At 63.3% G+C, this 18,555-nt stretch carries 19 protein-coding genes; 8 read left to right on the forward strand and 11 right to left on the reverse strand.

What is annotated here, in order from left to right; translation table 11 throughout:
• Positions 1-408: 408 nt before the first annotated feature.
• The 3 genes from BLS48_RS16500 (at position 409) to BLS48_RS16510 (ending at position 3,205) form a co-directional block, all read left to right on the forward strand.
• Entirely contained in the window at positions 409-651 is a 243-nt protein-coding gene (locus BLS48_RS16500) for a DUF1344 domain-containing protein (protein WP_091579192.1), read from the forward strand.
• A gap of 290 nt (positions 652-941) precedes the next feature.
• Positions 942-2,564: an FAD-binding oxidoreductase gene (locus BLS48_RS16505; protein WP_091579195.1), complete on the forward strand. Its 1,623-nt coding sequence runs from the start codon at positions 942-944 to the stop codon at positions 2,562-2,564.
• A gap of 17 nt (positions 2,565-2,581) precedes the next feature.
• Positions 2,582-3,205, forward strand: a complete 624-nt coding sequence (locus BLS48_RS16510) for a hypothetical protein (RefSeq protein WP_091579198.1) — start codon at positions 2,582-2,584, stop codon at positions 3,203-3,205.
• Positions 3,206-3,303: 98 nt separating this feature from the next.
• On the opposite strand, the gene BLS48_RS16515 is transcribed toward BLS48_RS16510, so the two are convergent.
• From BLS48_RS16515 to BLS48_RS16530, 4 genes are all read right to left on the reverse strand, one after another.
• Positions 3,304-3,825 (reverse strand): hypothetical protein, encoded by a 522-nt coding sequence (locus BLS48_RS16515; protein ID WP_091579200.1) that lies wholly within the window; start codon positions 3,823-3,825, stop codon positions 3,304-3,306.
• Positions 3,826-4,013: 188 nt separating this feature from the next.
• Entirely contained in the window at positions 4,014-5,012 is a 999-nt protein-coding gene (locus BLS48_RS16520; protein ID WP_091579203.1) for an alpha/beta fold hydrolase, read from the reverse strand.
• Between the two features lie 15 nt (positions 5,013-5,027).
• Positions 5,028-6,158, reverse strand: coding sequence for a hypothetical protein (locus tag BLS48_RS16525; protein ID WP_091579206.1), 1,131 nt, complete (start codon positions 6,156-6,158; stop codon positions 5,028-5,030).
• A gap of 6 nt (positions 6,159-6,164) precedes the next feature.
• Positions 6,165-6,599 (reverse strand): hypothetical protein, encoded by a 435-nt coding sequence (locus BLS48_RS16530; protein ID WP_091579209.1) that lies wholly within the window; start codon positions 6,597-6,599, stop codon positions 6,165-6,167.
• Between the two features lie 681 nt (positions 6,600-7,280).
• Here BLS48_RS16530 and BLS48_RS16535 point away from each other — a divergent pair.
• Positions 7,281-8,219: a diacylglycerol/lipid kinase family protein gene (locus BLS48_RS16535; RefSeq protein WP_091579212.1), complete on the forward strand. Its 939-nt coding sequence runs from the start codon at positions 7,281-7,283 to the stop codon at positions 8,217-8,219.
• Between the two features lie 92 nt (positions 8,220-8,311).
• Here BLS48_RS16535 and BLS48_RS16540 read toward each other — a convergent pair whose 3' ends face one another.
• From BLS48_RS16540 to BLS48_RS16550, 3 genes are read right to left on the reverse strand one after another with little or no spacing between them, the layout of a single operon-like run.
• Positions 8,312-9,229, reverse strand: a complete 918-nt coding sequence (locus BLS48_RS16540) for an NAD(P)-dependent oxidoreductase (RefSeq protein WP_091579215.1) — start codon at positions 9,227-9,229, stop codon at positions 8,312-8,314.
• Positions 9,226-10,437 (reverse strand): mandelate racemase/muconate lactonizing enzyme family protein, encoded by a 1,212-nt coding sequence (locus tag BLS48_RS16545; RefSeq protein ID WP_091579219.1) that lies wholly within the window; start codon positions 10,435-10,437, stop codon positions 9,226-9,228. Before BLS48_RS16545 ends, BLS48_RS16540 begins: the two co-directional genes overlap by 4 nt.
• Positions 10,434-12,050 carry a GMC family oxidoreductase gene (locus BLS48_RS16550; protein WP_091579222.1) on the reverse strand — a complete coding sequence of 539 codons (1,617 nt, stop codon included), beginning with the start codon at positions 12,048-12,050 and terminating at the stop codon, positions 10,434-10,436. Before BLS48_RS16550 ends, BLS48_RS16545 begins: the two co-directional genes overlap by 4 nt.
• Before the next feature lie 225 nt (positions 12,051-12,275).
• Between BLS48_RS16550 and BLS48_RS16560 the strand changes: the two genes are divergently transcribed.
• Together BLS48_RS16560 and BLS48_RS16565 are read left to right on the forward strand one after the other, a co-directional pair.
• Positions 12,276-12,671, forward strand: a complete 396-nt coding sequence (locus BLS48_RS16560) for an acyl-CoA thioesterase (protein WP_091579483.1) — start codon at positions 12,276-12,278, stop codon at positions 12,669-12,671.
• A gap of 151 nt (positions 12,672-12,822) precedes the next feature.
• Entirely contained in the window at positions 12,823-13,137 is a 315-nt protein-coding gene (locus BLS48_RS16565) for a hypothetical protein (RefSeq protein ID WP_091579227.1), read from the forward strand.
• Between the two features lie 49 nt (positions 13,138-13,186).
• Here BLS48_RS16565 and BLS48_RS16570 read toward each other — a convergent pair whose 3' ends face one another.
• Positions 13,187-13,555 (reverse strand): winged helix-turn-helix transcriptional regulator, encoded by a 369-nt coding sequence (locus tag BLS48_RS16570; RefSeq protein WP_164548758.1) that lies wholly within the window; start codon positions 13,553-13,555, stop codon positions 13,187-13,189.
• Positions 13,556-13,645: 90 nt separating this feature from the next.
• On the opposite strand from BLS48_RS16570, the gene BLS48_RS16575 reads away from it, so the two are divergent.
• The gene (locus tag BLS48_RS16575) at positions 13,646-14,251 is read left to right on the forward strand and encodes an NADPH-dependent FMN reductase (protein ID WP_091579233.1); all 606 of its coding nucleotides are present in this window, start codon (positions 13,646-13,648) and stop codon (positions 14,249-14,251) included.
• 94 nt (positions 14,252-14,345) lie between these two features.
• Here the strand turns inward: BLS48_RS16575 and BLS48_RS16580 are convergent, their stop codons facing one another.
• A complete protein-coding gene (locus tag BLS48_RS16580; RefSeq protein ID WP_091579236.1) occupies positions 14,346-14,747 on the reverse strand; it encodes a winged helix-turn-helix transcriptional regulator in 402 nt (133 codons plus the stop codon).
• A gap of 97 nt (positions 14,748-14,844) precedes the next feature.
• Here BLS48_RS16580 and BLS48_RS16585 point away from each other — a divergent pair, with 97 nt between their 5' ends.
• Complete coding sequence (locus BLS48_RS16585; RefSeq protein WP_091579238.1) at positions 14,845-15,837, forward strand: quinone oxidoreductase family protein; 993 nt, start codon at positions 14,845-14,847, stop codon at positions 15,835-15,837.
• Between the two features lie 156 nt (positions 15,838-15,993).
• Here the strand turns inward: BLS48_RS16585 and BLS48_RS16590 are convergent, their stop codons facing one another.
• Positions 15,994-16,896, reverse strand: coding sequence for an amino acid ABC transporter substrate-binding protein (locus BLS48_RS16590; protein ID WP_091579486.1), 903 nt, complete (start codon positions 16,894-16,896; stop codon positions 15,994-15,996).
• 317 nt (positions 16,897-17,213) lie between these two features.
• Positions 17,214-18,524 carry a hemolysin family protein gene (locus BLS48_RS16595; protein WP_091579241.1) on the reverse strand — a complete coding sequence of 437 codons (1,311 nt, stop codon included), beginning with the start codon at positions 18,522-18,524 and terminating at the stop codon, positions 17,214-17,216.
• Between the last annotated feature and the right edge of the window lie 31 nt (positions 18,525-18,555).

Here is an 18,555-nt window from a genome sequence, read left to right on the forward strand (position 1 = left end):
ATCGTGCATCCATTCCGGCTTTGCAACCGGAGCGCGAGTTTCATCCCCTTGGAGCGGCGGTTTGAACGGGTCCATGAAACAAAATGTGTGCCGATGAACAGTCGGAAGTCCGTTTCGTGATACCGCCAACGCGGATTGCGGCGGGGTTGTGGTGGTCACATGCCGGCCTGCACAGACCCGATAACGGACTCTTTCTATGGGCAAAGCGCTGTAACAAACGGTTGCTCTATTGGCAGGGAAAGCCGGATCATCAGTCAATGTGGCGGAATTAAGCTTATGATTCCGTTGCGAAAATTCATCCAACGTGATTTGCTGACAGCAGGCTTTCCGGCCCAGTCTCGGCTCGTTCGGTGCTGTCGTTTCCCAAGGCGGCGGCCCGGAAAATCGAAACAGCACGGAGTGCACCCCATGAAGAAGACCCTCGCAACCACCGTCGCTCTGCTCGCCTTCCTCGGCACGGCCTATGCCGCGACCGTCCAGGGCACCATCCAGGCCGTCGACCCGACGACCAAGTCGATCACCCTCGACGACGGCAAGATCTACCAGCTCTCGCCGGACGCGGCGGTCGGGAAACTGAAGGTCGGCGCCAAGGTGGCGGTGACGGTCGATGAGAAGACCGGCATGGTGACGTCGATCAAGAAGGCTTCGTAGTCGCGAGCATGAGTTCCGGCGTTGTCTGAAACAGTCAACGCCGCGCTGCCCCTCATCCCCCTGCCGGCACCTTCTCCCCGTATAGGACGGGGAGAAGGGAGCTAGTCGCGACGCCGGTGACCCCCTCTCCCCGTCCTTCACGGGGAGAGGGTAAGGGTGAGGGCGGCGCAATCCTTCGAATTTGTCCCCGTGACGTCGAAGTCCCACCATTACCGCGCCTTGGCTCTGCCACGCGCCGCTATGGTTTTTGCCGAAAGGCCGCGCTATCCCTTGGCCAACGGGGGATTTCCATGGTCGAGGAACAAAAAGGGTTTCGTTTGTCGCGACGGCTGCTGCTCGGCGCGGCTGTCGTCGGCGGCGCGGTGCTGTGGGGCGGCACCACCATGGCGCGGCTGGCGCGCGGGCCTTCGGGACCCAAGAATGCCGGACGCATCGCCGATATCGACGGCATTGCCTTGCCGCTGAAGCCGGTTGCCAGCCCACCGGCCTTTGACCCTTCGCTGCCGTGGTCGGCCAAGGGCGGAGACATCAACGATGCCAGCGGGCTGTCGAGGACGCCGATCTATGGCGTTGTCGAGATCAGCGAGGAGGACCACATCGCCAAGGCGCTGGCCTTCGCGCGCGCCAACGGCTTGAAAGTCTCGCTGGCCGCTGTCCGTCACTCGATGGGCGGGCATGCGTTCGACGACAATGCGCTGGTGCTCGACCTCAGAAAGTTCAACAAGGTCAGCGTCGACGCGGCGGCGAAGACCATGACCTTGCAGCCGGGCGCGCGCTGGCACGACATCCAGAACCTTTTACATCCGCGCTTCGCGGTGAAGGCAATGCAGTCGACCGATATCTTCTCGGTCGGCGGCTCGCTGTCGGTGAACGCGCATGGCATGGACCATCAGGCCGGTTCGGTGGCTGGCTCGATCCGCTCGATGCGGGTGATGGTGGCCGACGGTTCGGTGACCACGTGCTCGTCGACCGAAAACAGCGACCTGTTCCGCCATGTCGTCGGCGGCTACGGCCTGTTCGGCGTGGTGCTGGAGGCAACGCTCGATATCGTCGACAATGCCGTCTACCGGACCTCGCGCGAGATCATCAAATCGGATGATTTCCCGAAATTCTTTGCCGAGGTTCTGGAGCCGAACAAGGATATCGGCCTGTTCTACGGCCATCTGTCGACCGCGCCCGGCAATTTCCTCGAGGACATGATCGTTTATCGCTATGACAAGGTGGCCGAGCAGCCGCCGGCCGATCAGCCTGAAATCGGCGAGCCCGAGGGCGTCGGCCTCAAGCGGGTGATCATGAACCTCGCCAAGAAGGGCAGCCTGTTCCAGGAACTGAAATGGTTCACGGAAAAGACGCTGGAGCCCAAATTCGAAAGCTGCACGGTGGCGCGAACGGCAGCGATGGCCGAGGGCGAGGCCTGCCTCGTCACACGCAACAATCCGATGCACGATTCGGTGCCGTATCTGTTCAACGATCTGATGGACGAGACCGACATCCTGCACGAGTATTTCATCCCGCGCGCCGCCTATGTCGAGTTCATCGCGGAAGCCCGCGAGATCCTGCGCAACCAGGACCTGCCGGTGCTCAATGCCTCGGTGCGCATCGTCCACAAGGAGGATGTGGCGCTGACCTACGCGCCGGAGCCAGCCTATTCGCTGGTGCTCTACATCAACCAGCCGACCGATGCCGACGGCAATGCCAGGATGCGGGCGCTGACCCGGGCGCTGATCGACGTGACGATCAAGCATGGCGGGCGTTTCTTCCTGCCGTATCAGCTGCATTACACGGCCAGGGAATTGCTGGCGTCCTATCCCGAGCTGCCGGCCTTCCTGGCGGCGAAACGGCAATATGACCCGACGGAACTGTTTTCCTCGACCTTCTACCGTGCCATCAAGGCGCTGAGCGGGGTGGCGTAGCAGGCAGGAGAACAACCATGCGGATGGTATCAGCGGCGGCACTCACCCTCATCGCGCTGTGCGCTGGACCGGCCGTGGCCGAGGATCTCAAGGCCTTCAGGCTGACCATCGACGGGGTGACGGTCGACATCGATCCCGGCGAGAGCGCGAACGTGACGCTGCCCGGCGGCAAGAAGAGCAAGGTGACGCTCGAACGCAACGACTTCGCCACCTTTTCCGGCGGCAGTTTCTCCTTCGTCCATCCGAGCAACATTTCGGTGACCAAGACCGATCTCGGCGAAAACATCACGCAGTATCTGATGGCCTCGGCGCTGGGCACGATCGTCGTCGTGCAGGAATACGGCAAGATGAATCCGGTCTCGCTCAACCAGCTTATGCTGCAGGAGATGACCAAGGAATCGGTGCAGGCCGGTGCCGCGCTGACGCAGGAGCCGACGACGCGCAAGCTCGCCGACGGCAGGGAATTGACCGGCATCCGCGCCCAAGTGAAGACGCGCACCGACACCGCCTATTTCGAGATCGTCGGCTTCGGCCGTGCTGATCAGGGGCTGCTGTTCATCACGCGCGTCGCCGGTGAGGACGCGGCCACCGAAAAGCCGCTGATCGACAGGTTCTGGCAGAGCCTCAAGCTGAAGCCGTAGACGCCGGCGTCGGAAGCGCGTCGCGTCCGCGCTTCCGGTCTTTGTTTCATGCATGTCGTTCTCCCAAAACCGGGGCCCACTCTTGGGAGACATGCCTTCTAGAGCTTGCTCGGCACCAGGCCAGCCAGCCAGTTCGCCGACCGTTTCGCCATATCGGCGGTTGCTGACACGGCGCGGCCAAGATCGGTCTTGACCACGGCGTAGCCGTTTTTCGTGCGGTAGAGCACGCCGGTTCCACCATCGACCACCTGTTCATAGGCGACGGGCCGGGCGGCGGCCGCGTCCATGGCCGTCGCCGGCGAGCCGACGGGGACGCTCGGCCGATGGCTCAATTCCGGCGGCAGCGGGCTTTCGATCTTAACGACCCTGCTGACAGGCTTCAGTTCCGGGCGCGACGCGGCCGCGGCCAGTTGCGAGGAGGACGACGAGCCCTTCGCGCGGCAGATGCCGGAGACGAGCGGATAGTTGAAATTGCGCTCGTGCAGCATCTGGCTTTTCATCGCCGCTTCGCACTCGGCGATGGTCGACCACTTGGCCGGCGTCTCGCCGATATATTCGCAAAGCTTGGCGTCGCAATCGCAACCAACGATGGTCATGGCGACAAGGGCGGTCTTGATCACGGTCTTGTCCCTTCGAGATGCCTGCCGGCAGCCCACTTACGTGTATGTCGAGGTCCCAAAACCGGTTTCAACCCCAAGGTCGAGCCCGTGGGTGTGCTTTTGGGCGACATGCAACCATCCATCGCGCGCGAACAAGGCGGGATTTGGCCGCGATTGTGGAATGACCGTGGCGGCACGCGAACGGCCGCCTATCGGGCGGTCGGCGAGGTCCGTTTGAGGAAATTCGCGATCAGTCGCACCACGTCTTGCGGGCGTTCGATCTGCGGGATGTGGTTGACGCCATCGAGAACGGTCATTTCGGCGTGCGGAAACAGCGAGGCGATTTCTTCACCCTGTTTGAGAGGCGTGGTCGAATCCTCTCGTCCCCAGATGACGAGAACAGGCGGCGCGAAGATGCGATAGTTAGCCGGGTCGGCGGCAAGCGATTTTCGCTCGTCGTTGAAGAGGCCGCTGAACAGCCAATGGCCAACGGCATCGGTGGTGCCTTTGACGTTCAGGGGGCGCGTGTAGATCGCTATGCGCTCCGCGGTGACCAGATCGTCGTTTTCAATAAACCGGCGCAAACCGGTGCCGGTCATCAGCGGATTGGTGAAGGTCGCGGCGGTCAGCAACTGGCGTGGCCAGTCCCTGTTGAGGAAAGATGCGAATGGAAAGGCCGGCGCCTCGGTCTGGCCAAGGCCAAGTGCCACGTCGAGCAGGATCAGCGAGTCGATCCGGGCGGGAGCCGTGAAAGCGGCTTCGATCACCCCGCCGCCGCCATAGGAGTGGACACCGACGCTGAAATGGCGAAGGCCGAGCGCGTCGGCAAAACCGAGGACGCGTCTTGCGTGGGCGGCGCGCGAATAATCCTGATCGGCCGGTCTTTCCGAATAGCCAAAGGGCGGCATGTCAACGGCGATCACGCGAAAGCCCTGTTCTCCCAATGGCGCGGCGATGTCACGATAGGTCTCGGCCCAGGAGGCTGTGCCGTGGAACAGAAGCAGCGGCGGCCCGTCCTGCGGACCCCAGACCTGATAGTGCATCTTCAGCCCGTCGACCGTGGCAAACAGCGCTCCCGCCGGGGCCGCCTCCTCGGGCGACAGGTTCTCTCGAAGTGCAGCCGCACCGCGAAAGCCCACTAGCGTGACCGCAATAAGCACGACCAGCGCGAGTGCCAGCCAGCCGGCGATCCGGATCAGTCGACGCATGGCCTGGCCATCGCTTTAGTAGTCATAGACATGTTCGAGCCTGGCGCCCGACTTGATCAGCGCCGGCAGCACCAGATGCAGCTTGCGCACGGCGACGGTCATGCCGGTGCGACGCGTCGAAGGGTCGGCCGGCAGGGGGTAGCTGAACAGGATGCGCATGCCTTCGGGGACAGCGATCGAGTCGGTGGAGAGCACGGTGACCATGATTTCGTCATTGCCGCCGATCTCGACGAAGGACACGCCCTTGTCAATCAGGCGCGGGATCATCTCGGTAAACACCTGGTAGCGCTTGGTAAGGAAGATGGTTCCGTCAGCGCCGAGGTCTCGTTCGAGCAAGGTGTCGGGCTCGTTGCGCGTCGCTTCGCCGACCGGCCCCCTGGCCCAGACATGGATGTCGAGGAAGGCCGGGTCGGAGGTGGCGGCAAGCGCCTTGGTGATCAGGTCGGCATAGCCCTGCTTGATGGTGTCGGCGAGGCCGAAGGCCAGCTTGCGCTCGCTGGTGCGGATGGAGCTGTCGCCCGGCGCCGGCTGCACGGCAAACAGGCCGGCGCGCTTCTCGGCGTAGGGGAACTGATACCATGGCACCTGATCGAGGAAGGCGGCATAGTCGGCCGCCACCTTGGCCTGATAGATATCGGCGGCGGTGCGCTTGCTGGCGGTCGCCTCGGTGATGCGGCCAACCGTGTTCTCATAGGCCCACTGCAATATGTGCTCGATCGAGTGGCTGGTGCCGATGACGACCAGCATCTGGTGGTTGGCCAAGTTGAACTTGTAGGAAGAGCTGGCGCGGATCACCGTCGCGTAGTCCTGCCAGAAACGGCCGACATAGGACCAGTAGGGAAAGCCGCTCGGCTGGTTCTTGTCGACGAAGCCGGCATATTCGCGCGCGGCATAGACGATCGCCCATTCCGGGTAGGTGAGGAAGGTCGATTCCTCCGGCCGCTGGTAGCCGGGGATCTCGGCGCGGACCTTGTCGGCCAGCGCCTTGGGCGGCGCGCCATCGGCGATACCGGGCAGGGGCGTGGTATCCAGCGACGGCGTCGTCAGGAAGCCGTAGGCCAGCCCGGCGATCGGGATCAGGATGACGATGACGATCAGCCAGAGGATCGTCTTGATGATGCGCTTCAGCCAGCGGAACAGGAACATGGCCGGTCAGGCCGTGGCGAAGTGGTCGTGTATGCGCTTCGACAGCCAGAAGCCGACATAGACGGCGAAGCCGCCGATGACGATATGCGGCAGGTTGGCGAAGAAACGCGCCGGGAATTCGATGTCGTTGAGGGAACGGAAGCCGTTGATGAAGATGCCGGCATCGAGGCAGCCGGAACCGGTGACCAGCCCAAGCACGCCGTCGAACAGATAGACCGAGCCGAACAGCTTGAAATAGAACACCGCCTGGCGGTGCGAGATGAAGGCAGCCGCCAGCGCCCAGACGCCGGAGAAGGCATGCAGCAGGTCGTCATACCATTGCAGCGAGAACAGGCCGAACAGATTGCCGTTGGCGTCGTTGAACGCCGGTATGTAGCCGATGGCGACGACGCCGAAGAACAGGAAGGCGTAGGCAACGGCAAGCTTCTGGATCAACGTCATGAAGTATCCCCCTTCAAGTGACGATGAACGTTAGCTTATTTCGCCGCCGGTTGCAGCCCCAACCGGAAACACCGTAAAAATTGTAGGGGATAGCCAAACGACAGTCGGCGCCGGGATTTCTCCCAGCGCCTCCCTGTCAGATCAGGACACGGTCGCGGCAGCAACTTCCGTAAAGTCGTCGCGCCTTGCCGGCCTTGATTTTGACGGTCCTGCCAGCCGCCACCCGAGGGCAGCGTCCGTTCCAGACCACGCCGGTCTCCACCCTTGCGGGCTTCGCCCTGCGCACCATCGAAGGTTTTTGCCGTCCTTCATGGCAGCATCGGTCCGCCGTCGGCGTTGGCACGCTTTCCGCGGCCCCGTAGGTCTCGGCTCCGTCCCTCGAAACAGGCAAGCCTGCTCTCGCTTCGGGCCGTACGGGCCTCAGGAAGTCCGCTTTCGCTCTGCCTTTCGGTTGGGCGATCGGCAGCCGCCTGAGATGGGTTCAATGTAGGGGGATCAAGGGTTCTGGGGAATGGCCGCGGGCCTGTGGATAACGGGATTATCGGGGACCATTCGCAGATGTCTGCCGGTCACGGTGAAAACAGGGACAGCGCGTTTCGCCCCTTGCTCCGCTGGCGGGCGCGGGCTTCAATGCCGGCAAAGGATCGAGCGTTGCATGCTCGGCGCCGGGGAGGGTGTGTATTGAAAGTCGGGGTGGTTCTCAATCCGATTGCCGGAGGCGGCCGGCTGAAACGACATTGGCCGGAGGTCGCCGCTTCGCTGAAGAAGCATTTCGGCGATTTCGAGTTGCGTGAAACGCAAGCCGAGGGCGATGCCGAGAGGCTGGCAATCGATCTCGCGGCAACCGGCTTCGATCTGGTGATCGCGGCCGGCGGCGACGGCACGGCCAGCGAAGTGGCCGACGGGCTGCTGCAGGCGTCGCAGGAGAGCGGCAGGACGACCGAACTCGGCCTGCTTCCTTGCGGCACCGGCATCGATTTCGCGCGTGGGCTCGGCCTGCCGAAGGAGGTGGACGCGACGCTGAAGCGGATCGCCGAGGCGAAGGGGCGCAAGGTCGATGCCGGACGCATCTGCTACATCGACGACCATGGCGCGCTGGCCAGCCGCCATTTCATCAACATCGCCAGCCTGGGGTTGTCCGGCGCCACCGACCGCGCGGTCAATGCCGACAAGCGCAAGGGCAGGGTGTCGGCCAAGGCGCTGTTTTTCTGGCGCACTGTGGTCGAGTTCATCCGCTACCGGTTCCAGGATGTCAGGATCACCGTCGACGACGGCACTCCGGTCGAAGCGCGCATGGCGCTGGTGGCGGTTGCCAACGGCAAGTTCTTCGGCGGCGGCATGATGATCGCGCCGGACGCCGAACTCGCCGACGGGCAGTTCGACATCGTCATCCTGCGCGCGGCCGGCAAGCTGAAGCTGATCTTGGACATCCGCCTGCTCTATGGCGGCCGGCACCGCAACCATCCGGCTATCACCATCCTGCGTGGCAAGAAAGTGGTTGTCGAACCGCTCGGCGATGTGGAAAAGAACGGCGCGCTGGTCGACATAGACGGTGAGTCGCCAGGGCGTATACCCGCGACCTTCGAGATCCTGCCCGGCGCGCTGACGCTCAGATATTGAATCAAGCGGTTGAGGCGTTGAATCAGGTCGCTCCGGCCTTGATTCCGGCCAGGCGTTCAATGCCTTGAAATTGCTTGAGGTTTTGCCAGGCTTCAAATTTCCAGCTTGGCCGGAAAACCAGGCGCGCGCAGATCGGTGCCGACGGCGTCCTCGAGCAATTTGACGATCTGGGTCGACCAGGCGCCGCCCCCATAGGCTTTCCTGCCCTGCTCAAAAATCGCGTTGACGCGCGATGCCAGGTCGAGCGGCACGCCGAAATCCTTGCCCATGCCGAGCGCGAAGCCGAGGTCCTTCAGCGCCAGGTCCATGGTGAAGCCAATGTCGTAGGAGCCGTTGAGAATGAGCTGGCTCTCGGTCTCGTGGACGAAGCTGTTGCCGGAGGAGGCAACGATGGCGTGGTAGGACTGGGCGAGGTCGAGCCCGCCCTGCTTGGCCAGCATCAGCGCTTCGCCGGCGGCGACGAGATGGATGAAGGCCAGCATGTTGGTGATCACCTTGATCACCGCCGCCGAGCCGATCGGTCCCATCAGGAACGACTTCGCGCACATCGCCTCGATCGCCGGACGATGACGCGCGTAGAGCGCCGCATCGCCACCGACCAGCGCGGTGATTTTTCCCACCGCCGCCAGGTGCACGCCGCCGGTGACCGGGCATTCCAGTGTCTCGATACCCCTAGCCGAAGCGAGCGCTGCCAGACGCACGATCTCGTCGCGGCCATTGGTCGACATCTCGATCCAGGTGCCACCCGTGGGCAGGCCTTCGAGCAACCCGCCGGGGCCGGCCAGCACTGCCTCGCTGACCTTCGGCGAGGGCAGGCAGGTTATGGCATTGCCGGCCCGCGCCGCGGCCTCGGCCGGGCTGTTCGCGGCGGTCGCGCCGAGCGCCACCAGGCGCTCGACGGCTGCAGGATCGCGGTCGAAGACGGTGACGGCAAAGCCGTTGCGGATCAGGCTGGCCGCGAGATTGCCGCCGAGATGGCCAAGACCGATAAAGGCGTAGCTTTCGCTCATGGCATCAACGGCGTCTGCATCATCTGCAGATGCAGGTCCTTGCCGGTCCAGGGATGCGCGTCGCAGACCGCCTCGTTGAGCTCGACGCCGAGGCCGGGCTCCTTCGACGGGATGACATTGCCGTCCTGCCACTCGATCTTCTTCGTGAGCAGCGTGGCGTGGAAGCCGTCCCACTGCTTCAGCGATTCCAGGATGAGGAAGTTGGGCAGCGTCACCGCAAGCTGGATGTTGGCGGCGCCGACGATCGGCCCGCAATAGCAATGCGGGGCGACCTGGATGTGGTAGGCCTCGGCCATGGCGGCGATCTTCTTGGTCTCCAGGATGCCGCCGGAGCGGCCGAGGTCGGGCTGCAAAATGGTCGCGGCACGGTTTTCGATGACGCGGGCGAATTCGAACTTGGTCGTCAGCCGTTCGCCGGTGGCGATCGGGATCGACGTGCCGCGTGCGACCTGCGCCATCACTTCGGGCATGTCAGGCGGCACCGGCTCCTCGAACCATAGCGGGTCGTAAGGTTCGATGGCGCGGGCCATGCGCAGCGCGCCCGACGCGGTGAACTGGCCGTGCGTGCCGAACAGGATATCGGCCCTGGTGCCGACCGCCTCGCGGATCGCCTTGATCATGCGGGTGGAGAGATCGATGTCGACAAGGCGCGGCTGGTGGCCGTCGAAGGCGGTGTAGGGGCCGGCCGGGTCGAGTTTGACGGCATTGAAACCCTGCTCGACATATTCGAGCGCGCAGGCGGCGGCCAGGTCGGGGTCGTTGTAGACGTTCTTGCCGCGCGCATCCTCGGAATGGACGCTGCCGGTGTGCGGATAGAGGTAGGTGTAGGAGCGCAGCGTCTCGTGCACCTGGCCGCCGAGCAGTTTGTAGACCGGCTTGTTGGCCTCCTTGCCGATGATGTCCCAGCAGGCCATCTCCAGCGCCGAGAAGCAGCCCATGCCGGAAACGTCCGGGCGCTGGGTGAAGCCGGACGAATAGGCGCGGCGGAAGAAATTCTCGATGTCGTGCGGATCGCGGCCGACGAGATAGCGCTCGGCCATGTCCTCGACCATCTTCGCGGTGACGTGGGCGGAGAAGGTGGCGTTGTAGGCCTCGCCATAGCCGACGACGCCGCCATCGGTGGTGAGCTTGACGAAGATGAAATACTTGCCGCCGATGCCGGGCGGTGGATTGCCGACTACCCAGGTCTTGACGTCGGTGATTTTCATTCTTGGTCCTCCAGAACCAGTTCGGCGCCCTTCCAACCAGTCATGACCGAGGCGGCGTTGGTGTTGCCGGTGATGTTGTCGGGAAAGATCGAGGCGTCGATGACGCGCAGGCCTTCGAGGCCGTGCACTTTCAGACGCGGGTCGACGACGGCGCGCGACGCGTCCGGCCCCATGCGGCAGGTCGAGACCGGGTGATAGACGGTGCCCGAGCGTTTTCTGAAATCGGTGATCAGGTCCGCGTCTGATTGGATCGACGGGCCGGGCAAAACCTCTTCCTCGATGATCTCGGCCATGGCAGGCATCGAGGCGATCTTGCGCACGAACTTCACCGCCGCCAGCATCTCCTCGACATCGGCATTGGTCGAATAGGCATTGGCGACGATTTTGGGATAATCCTGCGGATTGCTGGAGCGGATCATGATCTCGCCACGGCTCGACGGGCGGCAGTTGGACAGGCCGATGGAGAAGCCTGGCCATGGGTCGGGGGTCAAGATCGGGCGCTCGCCGCTTTTGGGAATGACGGTCGAGAACGCCTGGAAATAGAGCTGCATGTTGGGCCGCGAAAACGCCGGGTCGGTGCGGAAGAAGCCGCCGCCGTGGTTCATCGACAGCGACAGCGGGCCGGAGCGGGTGAGGATGTACCGCATGCCGACAAGCAGCTTGCCCCACCAGGGGCGCAGGATCTGGTTAAGCGTCGGCAGCCTGCCCTTGAAGGTGTAGTTGATGCCGACATGGTCCTGCAGATGCGCGCCGACATTCTCGTTGGCGTGGATGATGGGAATGCCGAGGCTGTTGAGCAGCGCCGAGGGGCCGATGCCGGAGAGCTGCAGCAGCTGCGGCGAGTTGATCGAACCCCCGGAAAGAATGACCTCGCGGCCGGCGCGGGCGGTTTTCGTCTCACCATTCTGGAGATACTCGATGCCGACCGCGCGCTTGCCGTCGAACAGGATGCGGGTAGCCAGCGCACCGGTCTCGACGCGAACATTGCCGCGCTTCATCGCCGGACGCAGGAAGGCGCGTGCGGCCGACATGCGGCGGCCGTTGCGGGTCGAGATCTGATAGACGCCGACGCCTTCCTGGGCAGCGCCGTTGAAGTCGGGGTTCAACGGCAAGCCTGCCTGCCGGCCGGCGGCGAGATAGCGCCTGGTCAAGGGGTGGACGGCGTTCGTGCAGTCGGTGATGTGCAGGGGACCGCCGACGCCGCGCCATCTGTCGGCGCCGGCCTCGTTGTCCTCCAGGGCCTTGAAGGCGGGCAGGAGATCGTCAAAACCCCAGCCGGGGTTGCCGGCGTTCCGCCAGTCGTCGAAATCCTCGCGTGCGCCCCTGATCCAGACCATGGCATTGATCGAGCTCGAACCGCCAAGCAGTTTGCCGCGCGGCCAATGATCGACATTGCCGCCAAGGCCCGGGTCCGGTTCGGTCTTGTAGTTCCAGTTGACGGCGGGGTCGAAGAAGGTCTTGCCATAGCCAAGCGGCATCTGGACATAGAAGCGGCGGTCGGTGCCGCCGGCTTCCAGCACCAGCACCGAGAAGCGGCCCGAGGCCGACAGTCTTTCGGCCAGAACCGAGCCGGCCGAGCCGGAGCCGACGATGATGAAATCATAGGTCTGCATGATGGATGAGGCGGCTCCGGAAATCTGGCTGCAGCCTAGACGCGGCGGGTTCGCCAAGTCGCCGGGCCTTCCGGCATGGGTTGTGAAAAAAGCGACCGCGAGGGGGCGTGTTTCGGAAACCCACGAGGGAACCGACATTGCGATCCGGTTCCTGGGGTGGCGCGTTGACCTGTGGGCACCGTGACGGTACGGGATCGAGGGCAGTTGATGTCGAAGGATTTCCCCATGGTGCATTACGCGGACGGCCGGCCGATTGGCGATCTCACGCTGCGGACACTGGCCATGCCTTCGGACGCCAATGCGGCGGGCGATATCTTCGGCGGCTGGGTGATGGCGCAGATGGACCTTGCCTGCGGCATCCGCGCCGCCGAACGCGCCAAGGGCCGCGTGGTGACGGCGGCGGTGAAGGAAATGTCGTTCGCCAAGCCGATGAAGATTGGCGACACGCTGTGCATCTACACCCATGTCGAGCGCGTCGGCCGCACCTCGATGACGCTCAAGGTCGAGGCCTGGGCGCAGCGCTACCTCTCCGACCTGATGGAGAAGGTCACCCATGCCGATTTCGTCATGGTGGCGCTGGACGGCGAAGGCAAGCCAAAGGCCGTTCCGGCGGAAAGCTGACCGGCTCGATGCCGTCGGCCTGAAATCAAACAGCAGTCCGTCACCTGATTCACCCACAAGGGGGATGCGAACAGCGTTGCTGTGTGGTGCTTTTCATATTCGCCTTCGCAAACTTCCGTGACCGTGTCCGAACGGTCCTGGAGGGAAGACAATGCGTCAACGATTGCTGAACGGCGCATTGGCGGGCGCGCTCGCTGCCTTGTTCTGCCTGCTGGCCGCAACCGCCTACACTGAGGTCAAACAAGACGATGCCGAGGCCAGTTGCGCGTCCGCAGACCACACCCTCGGGCAGCAAGCGGCCAGATGCGGAAACTGCCTTGTCGCGACGTACGACAGTTGTGCGGTGAGCGTGAGCAATTGCGGTGGGCGGGCGACTTGCGCCATCGACGGCAAGGTGGTCGATCGGGCCCCCAAATCGAAGCAGATCGAAAGCCGACCGTGGGCCCTGGTGCAGATGCAGCCGTAGGATCCGTCCGCGCTACGTGGCGGGCGCAAACCCTTGCCATGCAAGGGTTTCAGGCATGCATGCCGTCAAATTTCTCACGCGCCGCCTTGACACGGGTGGTGTTCTTGCGTGCCCATTCGCCCAGCGCGCTTACCGGGATCAGCAATTCATGGCCGAGTTCGGTCAGCTCGTAATCGACGCGCGGCGGAATGGTCGGGAACACGGTGCGGGTGACGAAGCCGTCGCGCTCCAGCCCGCGCAAGGTGGTGGTCAGCATCTTCTGCGAGATGCCGCCGACGGCCGCGCGCAATTCGTTGAAGCGCAGCGGTCCGTCGCCCAACTTGCCGACGACCAGAACGGTCCATTTGTCGCCGACACGCTGCAGGATTTCCGAGATGGCGCGACAGTCCTCGGTGCGGTGCGGGTGCCTCAGTAACAAAAAAGTGCCTCCTTGCGTATCGCGTTGGCGGTATCTCATATAGCTCAGGTATCTAAATGATACCAGTACTTCCCGCTAGGAGAGCCCCTTATGTCCAAACCCAAAATCGCCATCGTGGTCGGATCGACGCGCGCCGCGCGCTTCGCCGACGTACCGTCCCAGTGGATCGCCAAGATCGCCAAGTCGCATGCCGACATCGACGTCGAAATCGTCGACCTGCGCGACTTCCCGCTGCCGTTCTTCGACGAGGTTGCATCCTCCGCCTGGGCGCCGTCGCAGAACGAAGTGGCCAAGCGCTGGCAGAAGAAGGTCGCCGAATTCGACGGCTTCATCTTCACCGCCGCCGAGTACAATCATGGCCCGACGGCCGTGCTGAAGAACGCCATCGACTACGCCGCCAACGAATGGAACAAGAAGTCCGCCGGCTTCGTCGGTTATGGCAGCGTCGGTGGCGCGCGCGCCGTCGAACAGCTTCGCCTTCATGCGGTCGAATTGCAGATGGCGCCGGTCAAGTCGGCTGTCCATATCGCCTGGGGCGATTTCCTCGCCGTCCGTCAGGGCGAGAAGAAGCTCGAGGATCTCGAGCACCTGAACCAGGCCGCCACGGCGCTGGTCAACGACGTTGCCTGGTGGGCCAAGGTGCTCAAGGCCGCGCGTCAGGCCGACGCCGTCGCCGAGGAAGTCAAGGCGGCCTGACCGCCGGTTCGAATTATCCTCCCAAGGATCCGGGGTGGCGCTTGCGCCGCCCCTTTTCAATTCCGGCCGGAGTGGCGCTTGCGCCGCTCTTTCTTCAATTGTGGGAAGCCATGGCGTCGTGCCGGGCCTGCCTCGGCCGGATGATGCAGTCGGCGAGGCGGTCCATCTCGTTCAACTCATCGGCGTGATGCTGGCCCCACTGGCAGAGCGCCAGCAGGATCGGCTCGAGGCTGAGGCCGAGGCGCGTCGCCGAATATTCGACGCGCGAGGGCACTTCGGCAAAGATCTCGCGGCTGACGAGGCCGTGCTCCTCCATTTCCCGAAGCTGCTGGATCAGCACTTTCTGGGTGATGCCGGGCATCAGCGCCTTCAGCGCCGACAGCCGCCTGGGACCATCGAACAGATGGTAGAGAATGACCGCCTTCCAGCGACCCGCGATCACTTTCAGCGCCCGTTCCGCCGGCAGCAGCGGCAGTCTCTTGATGGGTGCGGCCATGGTCACCTCCTGGTCAGCAGGGGACAAATGAGTGTGTAGTCGAGGTCTCGCAGATAGTGGCAAACCGCTGCCGATGCCATAGCGATCGGAGTTTGCCATGAAAGCCATTCAACTCAGCCGCTTCGGCGGTCCAGACGTGCTGGAGGTGGTCGACCTGCCGGCGCCGGTGCCGCAGGCCGGCGAGGCGCTGATCCGTGTCCACGCCGCCGGAATCAACTTCTTCGAAGTGCTGATGCGGGCGGACCGCTACGCGGTGACGCCGCAATTGCCGATGATTCCCGGCGTCGAGGCGGCGGGCGTGGTGGAGGCGCTCGGGCAAGGGGTGGATGCGGCGCTGTTGGGAACTCGTGTCGCTGCGCCTTTGTTCGTGTCGCAACGTCCCCACAGCGGCTACGCGGAGCAGGTGACCATGTCAGCCGATCTCGTCGTGCCGCTGCCGGATGCGTTGCCGTTCGAGGATGCGACGGCCTTGATGGTGCAAGGGCTGACGGCACTTCATCTGCTCCGCCAAAGTCCGCCGGGCGGCAAGTCGGTGCTGGTGCCGGCCGCCGCGGGTGGTGTCGGCTCGCTGCTTGTCCAGCTTGCGAGGCTAAAGGGCGCCAGACAGGTGATCGCGACCGCCGGCGGCAAGGCCAAGCTCGATCACGCTTCGTCGCTCGGCGCCGATGCGGCTGTCAATTACAGCCAGCCTGATTGGCCCGCCCGGGTTGGCGACTTTACGGACGGGGAGGGCGCCGACATCATCTACGATACGGTTGGCGGCGCGCTGACGGTTGCGTCGCTGGATGCGCTGGCGCCTGGTGGGGAACTGGTGTTCGCGGCACTCGGGCGCTATGCGCTCGCGGCTTCCGACCTGGAGGCGATGATCGGCCGCAACCAGTCGCTCAGAGGTTTCGCGCTGCTGCCGCTGTTGTCTCCCGCCGTGCTGAGGGCCAGCCTGACCGAGTTGTTCCAACTGGCGGCGAGCCGCCGGCTGCAGGTTGCGATCGGCGGCCGCTTCCCACTCGACCGGGCCAGCGAGGCACATCGGCTGCTGGACGAACGCCGCTCGACGGGGAAGGTCGTGCTGGTGCCTTACTATCGTGGTTGATTGAATTGCCCGCAGCTGAATGCCCGCAGGCCGATCATGGAATTTGTCCGCTTTGCACCAAGAGACCCACCGAAGTCTGGTCAGCGAAAGCTGTTCCGCGGGTCGAACTGCGTAATTCTGGGATTGGCACTCGGCAAGCCTGGCCCGCGAATGACTTCACTCCGGCACCGCCTGCAGCTGGAATCCGGCCTTCATCAGTGGGCTCAGCGGAACTCCGATAGGGTCGAACCACTTCGCATAGATCGCCTCAATCTCGCCAGAGCGGAAGACGTCGGCCAAGGCCTTGTTCACGACAAGACGGAATGCTGAATCATCGCGACGGAACATCACTCCATAGGGATCATAGGTCAATGAGCGACCCACTACCTCCAGGTCGTTCTTGATGTTTGACTTGGACAGAAGACCATAAAGGACGACGTCATCGGTAACGAAGGCGTCGATGCCGGAGGCTTCCAGCGCGGCCATTCCTTCAGCATAGTCCTTTACAACGACAATACGGACATTCTTCAGCTTGCCGGCGTCAATCAGCGCGTTGACCGCACGCTCATTGGTGGAGCCGCCCACAAGGCCAACGGCCTTGCCCTGGAAGTCCTCGATTTCCTTTGCCCCGACGGACTTCCTTGTCAGAACGCGGGTGCCGGTTGTAAAGTAAGTTGCAGAGAAATCCACCTGTTGTTCTCTGGCTAGAGTATTCGTCGTCGAGCCACATTCCATGTCGATGCTCTTGTCCACGACCATGGGGATGCGTGTTTTCGCACTGACCAAAATGTACTTGACCTCAAGGTCGGGCTTGTTCAGCGTCTTTTTAACTTCTTCAATGATCTTTTTGCAGAGGTCGATCGCGTAGCCGACCGGCCGCTTGCTCTCATCGTAGTATGAAAACGGGATAGAGGACTCGCGGTGACCGACGGCAATGGTACTGCTGTCATTTATTTTCTTGAGCGTCCCGTAGAGTTCCTCAGCCGAAGCCACCGCGCTCGCGCTGAGCAACGCTAATGTCGCGGTGAGGCATACGGCCGCGAGACGGCTGTTAAGTGACCCTGCGGCGTATATTTTCATGGTATTGATCCCCTTCTCATTTAGCGACCAGCGGCGACGCTGAAGAATTGCCAAGGAATTACGATCAATCAAATAGTGAGTCCCGCATCCATCGTGCGCCTTGATCTGAATCAATGTGGCGGAGAGTGAATGTTGGATGTTTTAAATGTCTTATCTAAATTTGCGTCGTTTGAGAAAATTGATAGCGGGCTTCGCGAGCAAAGCCGTTACGAAGTGATGCGACGCGACGTCCGACGGCATTTCCAGTTTGCCAAACGCCAAATGGTCTTCCGGGTCAAAAGCTGGCATTCGAACAGGTCTGCACACAGCCCTGATTGTTACCGCACCACCTCGCGGTGACCGCCGGGCAGGCGGGTGGCGATCAGCTTGTCGATGCGGCGGCCGTCGAGGTCGACCACCTCGAAGCGCCAGCCCTGCGCATCGACGCATTCGCCGGTCGCCGGCAGGTGGTGCATGTGCGACAGCACGTAGCCGGCGACGGTCTCGTAGTCGCGGTTTTCCGGCAGGTCGATGCCGAGCACGTCGGCCATCTCGTCGGCCTGCATGTAGCCGGCGAGCAGCCATGAGCCGTCCTCGCGCTTGACGGCGTTCTCCTCGTCGCCGGCATCGGTGTCCGCCCGGAAGACGCCGGTGATGGCCTCGAGAATGTCGGCGGGGGTGACGATGCCTTCGAAATGGCCGTATTCGTCATGCACCAGCGCCATCGGCACGTCGGATTCCTTGAGCTTCTGCAGCACGTCCAGCGCGTCGGCCTGGTCGTAGACGATGGGGGCCGCGCGCACATGCTTGCGCGGGTCGAGGGCGCGGCCGGCAAGCAGCGCGGCCAGCACGTCGCGCGTCTGGACGACGCCGATCATGACATCGACGCCGCCGTCGCCGGCCGGCAGGCGCGAATGCTGGGTTTCCATCAGCAGCTTGCGGATGGTGCTATCGTCGGATTGCAAATTGATCCAGTCGACCTCGGTGCGCGGCGTCATCACCGCGCGCACGGCGCGGTCGCCAAGCCGCATGACGCCAGCGATCATGCGCCGTTCGTCGGATTCGATGGTGCCGTGGTGTTCCGCCTCGGCGACCAGCATCTTGATCTCCTCGTCGGTGACCTTCTCCTCGCTTTCACCGCGTTGGCCAAGCAGCCACAGGATAGCGCGGCCGGAGAAGTCGAGCAGGAACACCAGCGGCGCCGAAACGGTGGCGAGGATGGTCATCGCCGGGGCAGCGCGCGCGGCAACGCGCTCGGGATCGCGCAGCGCGATCTGCTTGGGCACCAGTTCGCCGACGATCAGCGAGAAATAGGTGATGATGGCAACGACGATGCCGACGCCGATCGGATCGGCGATGGTCTCGCGGATGCCGGTCGAGGCCAGGTACTGCGCCAGCCGGTCGCCAAGCGTGGCGCCGGAAAAAGCGCCGGAGAGGACGCCGACCAGGGTGATGCCGATCTGCACCGAGGACAGGAACTTGCCGGGATTGGAGCCAAGCTCGAGGGCACGGCCGGCGCCGTTGACGCCGCGGTCGATCATCGCCTTGAGCCGGGCCGGGCGCGATGAAACGATGGCGAGTTCGGACATCGACAAAAGGCCGTTCACGCAGATGAGGACGACCACGATAGCAATTTCAACGTATAGCATGAGGGCTCAATAGCATTGCGGCGCGGTCTTC

It is taken from the genome of Mesorhizobium qingshengii (assembly GCF_900103325.1).
Taxonomy (GTDB): domain Bacteria; phylum Pseudomonadota; class Alphaproteobacteria; order Rhizobiales; family Rhizobiaceae; genus Mesorhizobium; species Mesorhizobium qingshengii.

Coding starts and splice junctions, on each gene's coding strand:
- BLS48_RS16530 (WP_091579209.1), bottom strand. CDS start 6,599: ATGACGTTGATCCAGAAGCTTGCCGTTGCCTACGCCTTCCTGTTCTTC.
- BLS48_RS16580 (WP_091579236.1), bottom strand. CDS start 14,747: ATGGCCGCACCCATCAAGAGACTGCCGCTGCTGCCGGCGGAACGGGCG.
- BLS48_RS16520 (WP_091579203.1), bottom strand. CDS start 5,012: ATGCGTCGACTGATCCGGATCGCCGGCTGGCTGGCACTCGCGCTGGTC.
- BLS48_RS16550 (WP_091579222.1), bottom strand. CDS start 12,050: ATGCAGACCTATGATTTCATCATCGTCGGCTCCGGCTCGGCCGGCTCG.
- BLS48_RS16545 (WP_091579219.1), bottom strand. CDS start 10,437: ATGAAAATCACCGACGTCAAGACCTGGGTAGTCGGCAATCCACCGCCC.
- BLS48_RS16540 (WP_091579215.1), bottom strand. CDS start 9,229: ATGAGCGAAAGCTACGCCTTTATCGGTCTTGGCCATCTCGGCGGCAAT.
- BLS48_RS16585 (WP_091579238.1), top strand. CDS start 14,845: ATGAAAGCCATTCAACTCAGCCGCTTCGGCGGTCCAGACGTGCTGGAG.
- BLS48_RS16525 (WP_091579206.1), bottom strand. CDS start 6,158: ATGTTCCTGTTCCGCTGGCTGAAGCGCATCATCAAGACGATCCTCTGG.
- BLS48_RS16565 (WP_091579227.1), top strand. CDS start 12,823: ATGCGTCAACGATTGCTGAACGGCGCATTGGCGGGCGCGCTCGCTGCC.
- BLS48_RS16500 (WP_091579192.1), top strand. CDS start 409: ATGAAGAAGACCCTCGCAACCACCGTCGCTCTGCTCGCCTTCCTCGGC.
- BLS48_RS16560 (WP_091579483.1), top strand. CDS start 12,276: ATGGTGCATTACGCGGACGGCCGGCCGATTGGCGATCTCACGCTGCGG.
- BLS48_RS16505 (WP_091579195.1), top strand. CDS start 942: ATGGTCGAGGAACAAAAAGGGTTTCGTTTGTCGCGACGGCTGCTGCTC.
- BLS48_RS16590 (WP_091579486.1), bottom strand. CDS start 16,896: ATGAAAATATACGCCGCAGGGTCACTTAACAGCCGTCTCGCGGCCGTA.
- BLS48_RS16595 (WP_091579241.1), bottom strand. CDS start 18,524: ATGCTATACGTTGAAATTGCTATCGTGGTCGTCCTCATCTGCGTGAAC.
- BLS48_RS16575 (WP_091579233.1), top strand. CDS start 13,646: ATGTCCAAACCCAAAATCGCCATCGTGGTCGGATCGACGCGCGCCGCG.
- BLS48_RS16510 (WP_091579198.1), top strand. CDS start 2,582: ATGCGGATGGTATCAGCGGCGGCACTCACCCTCATCGCGCTGTGCGCT.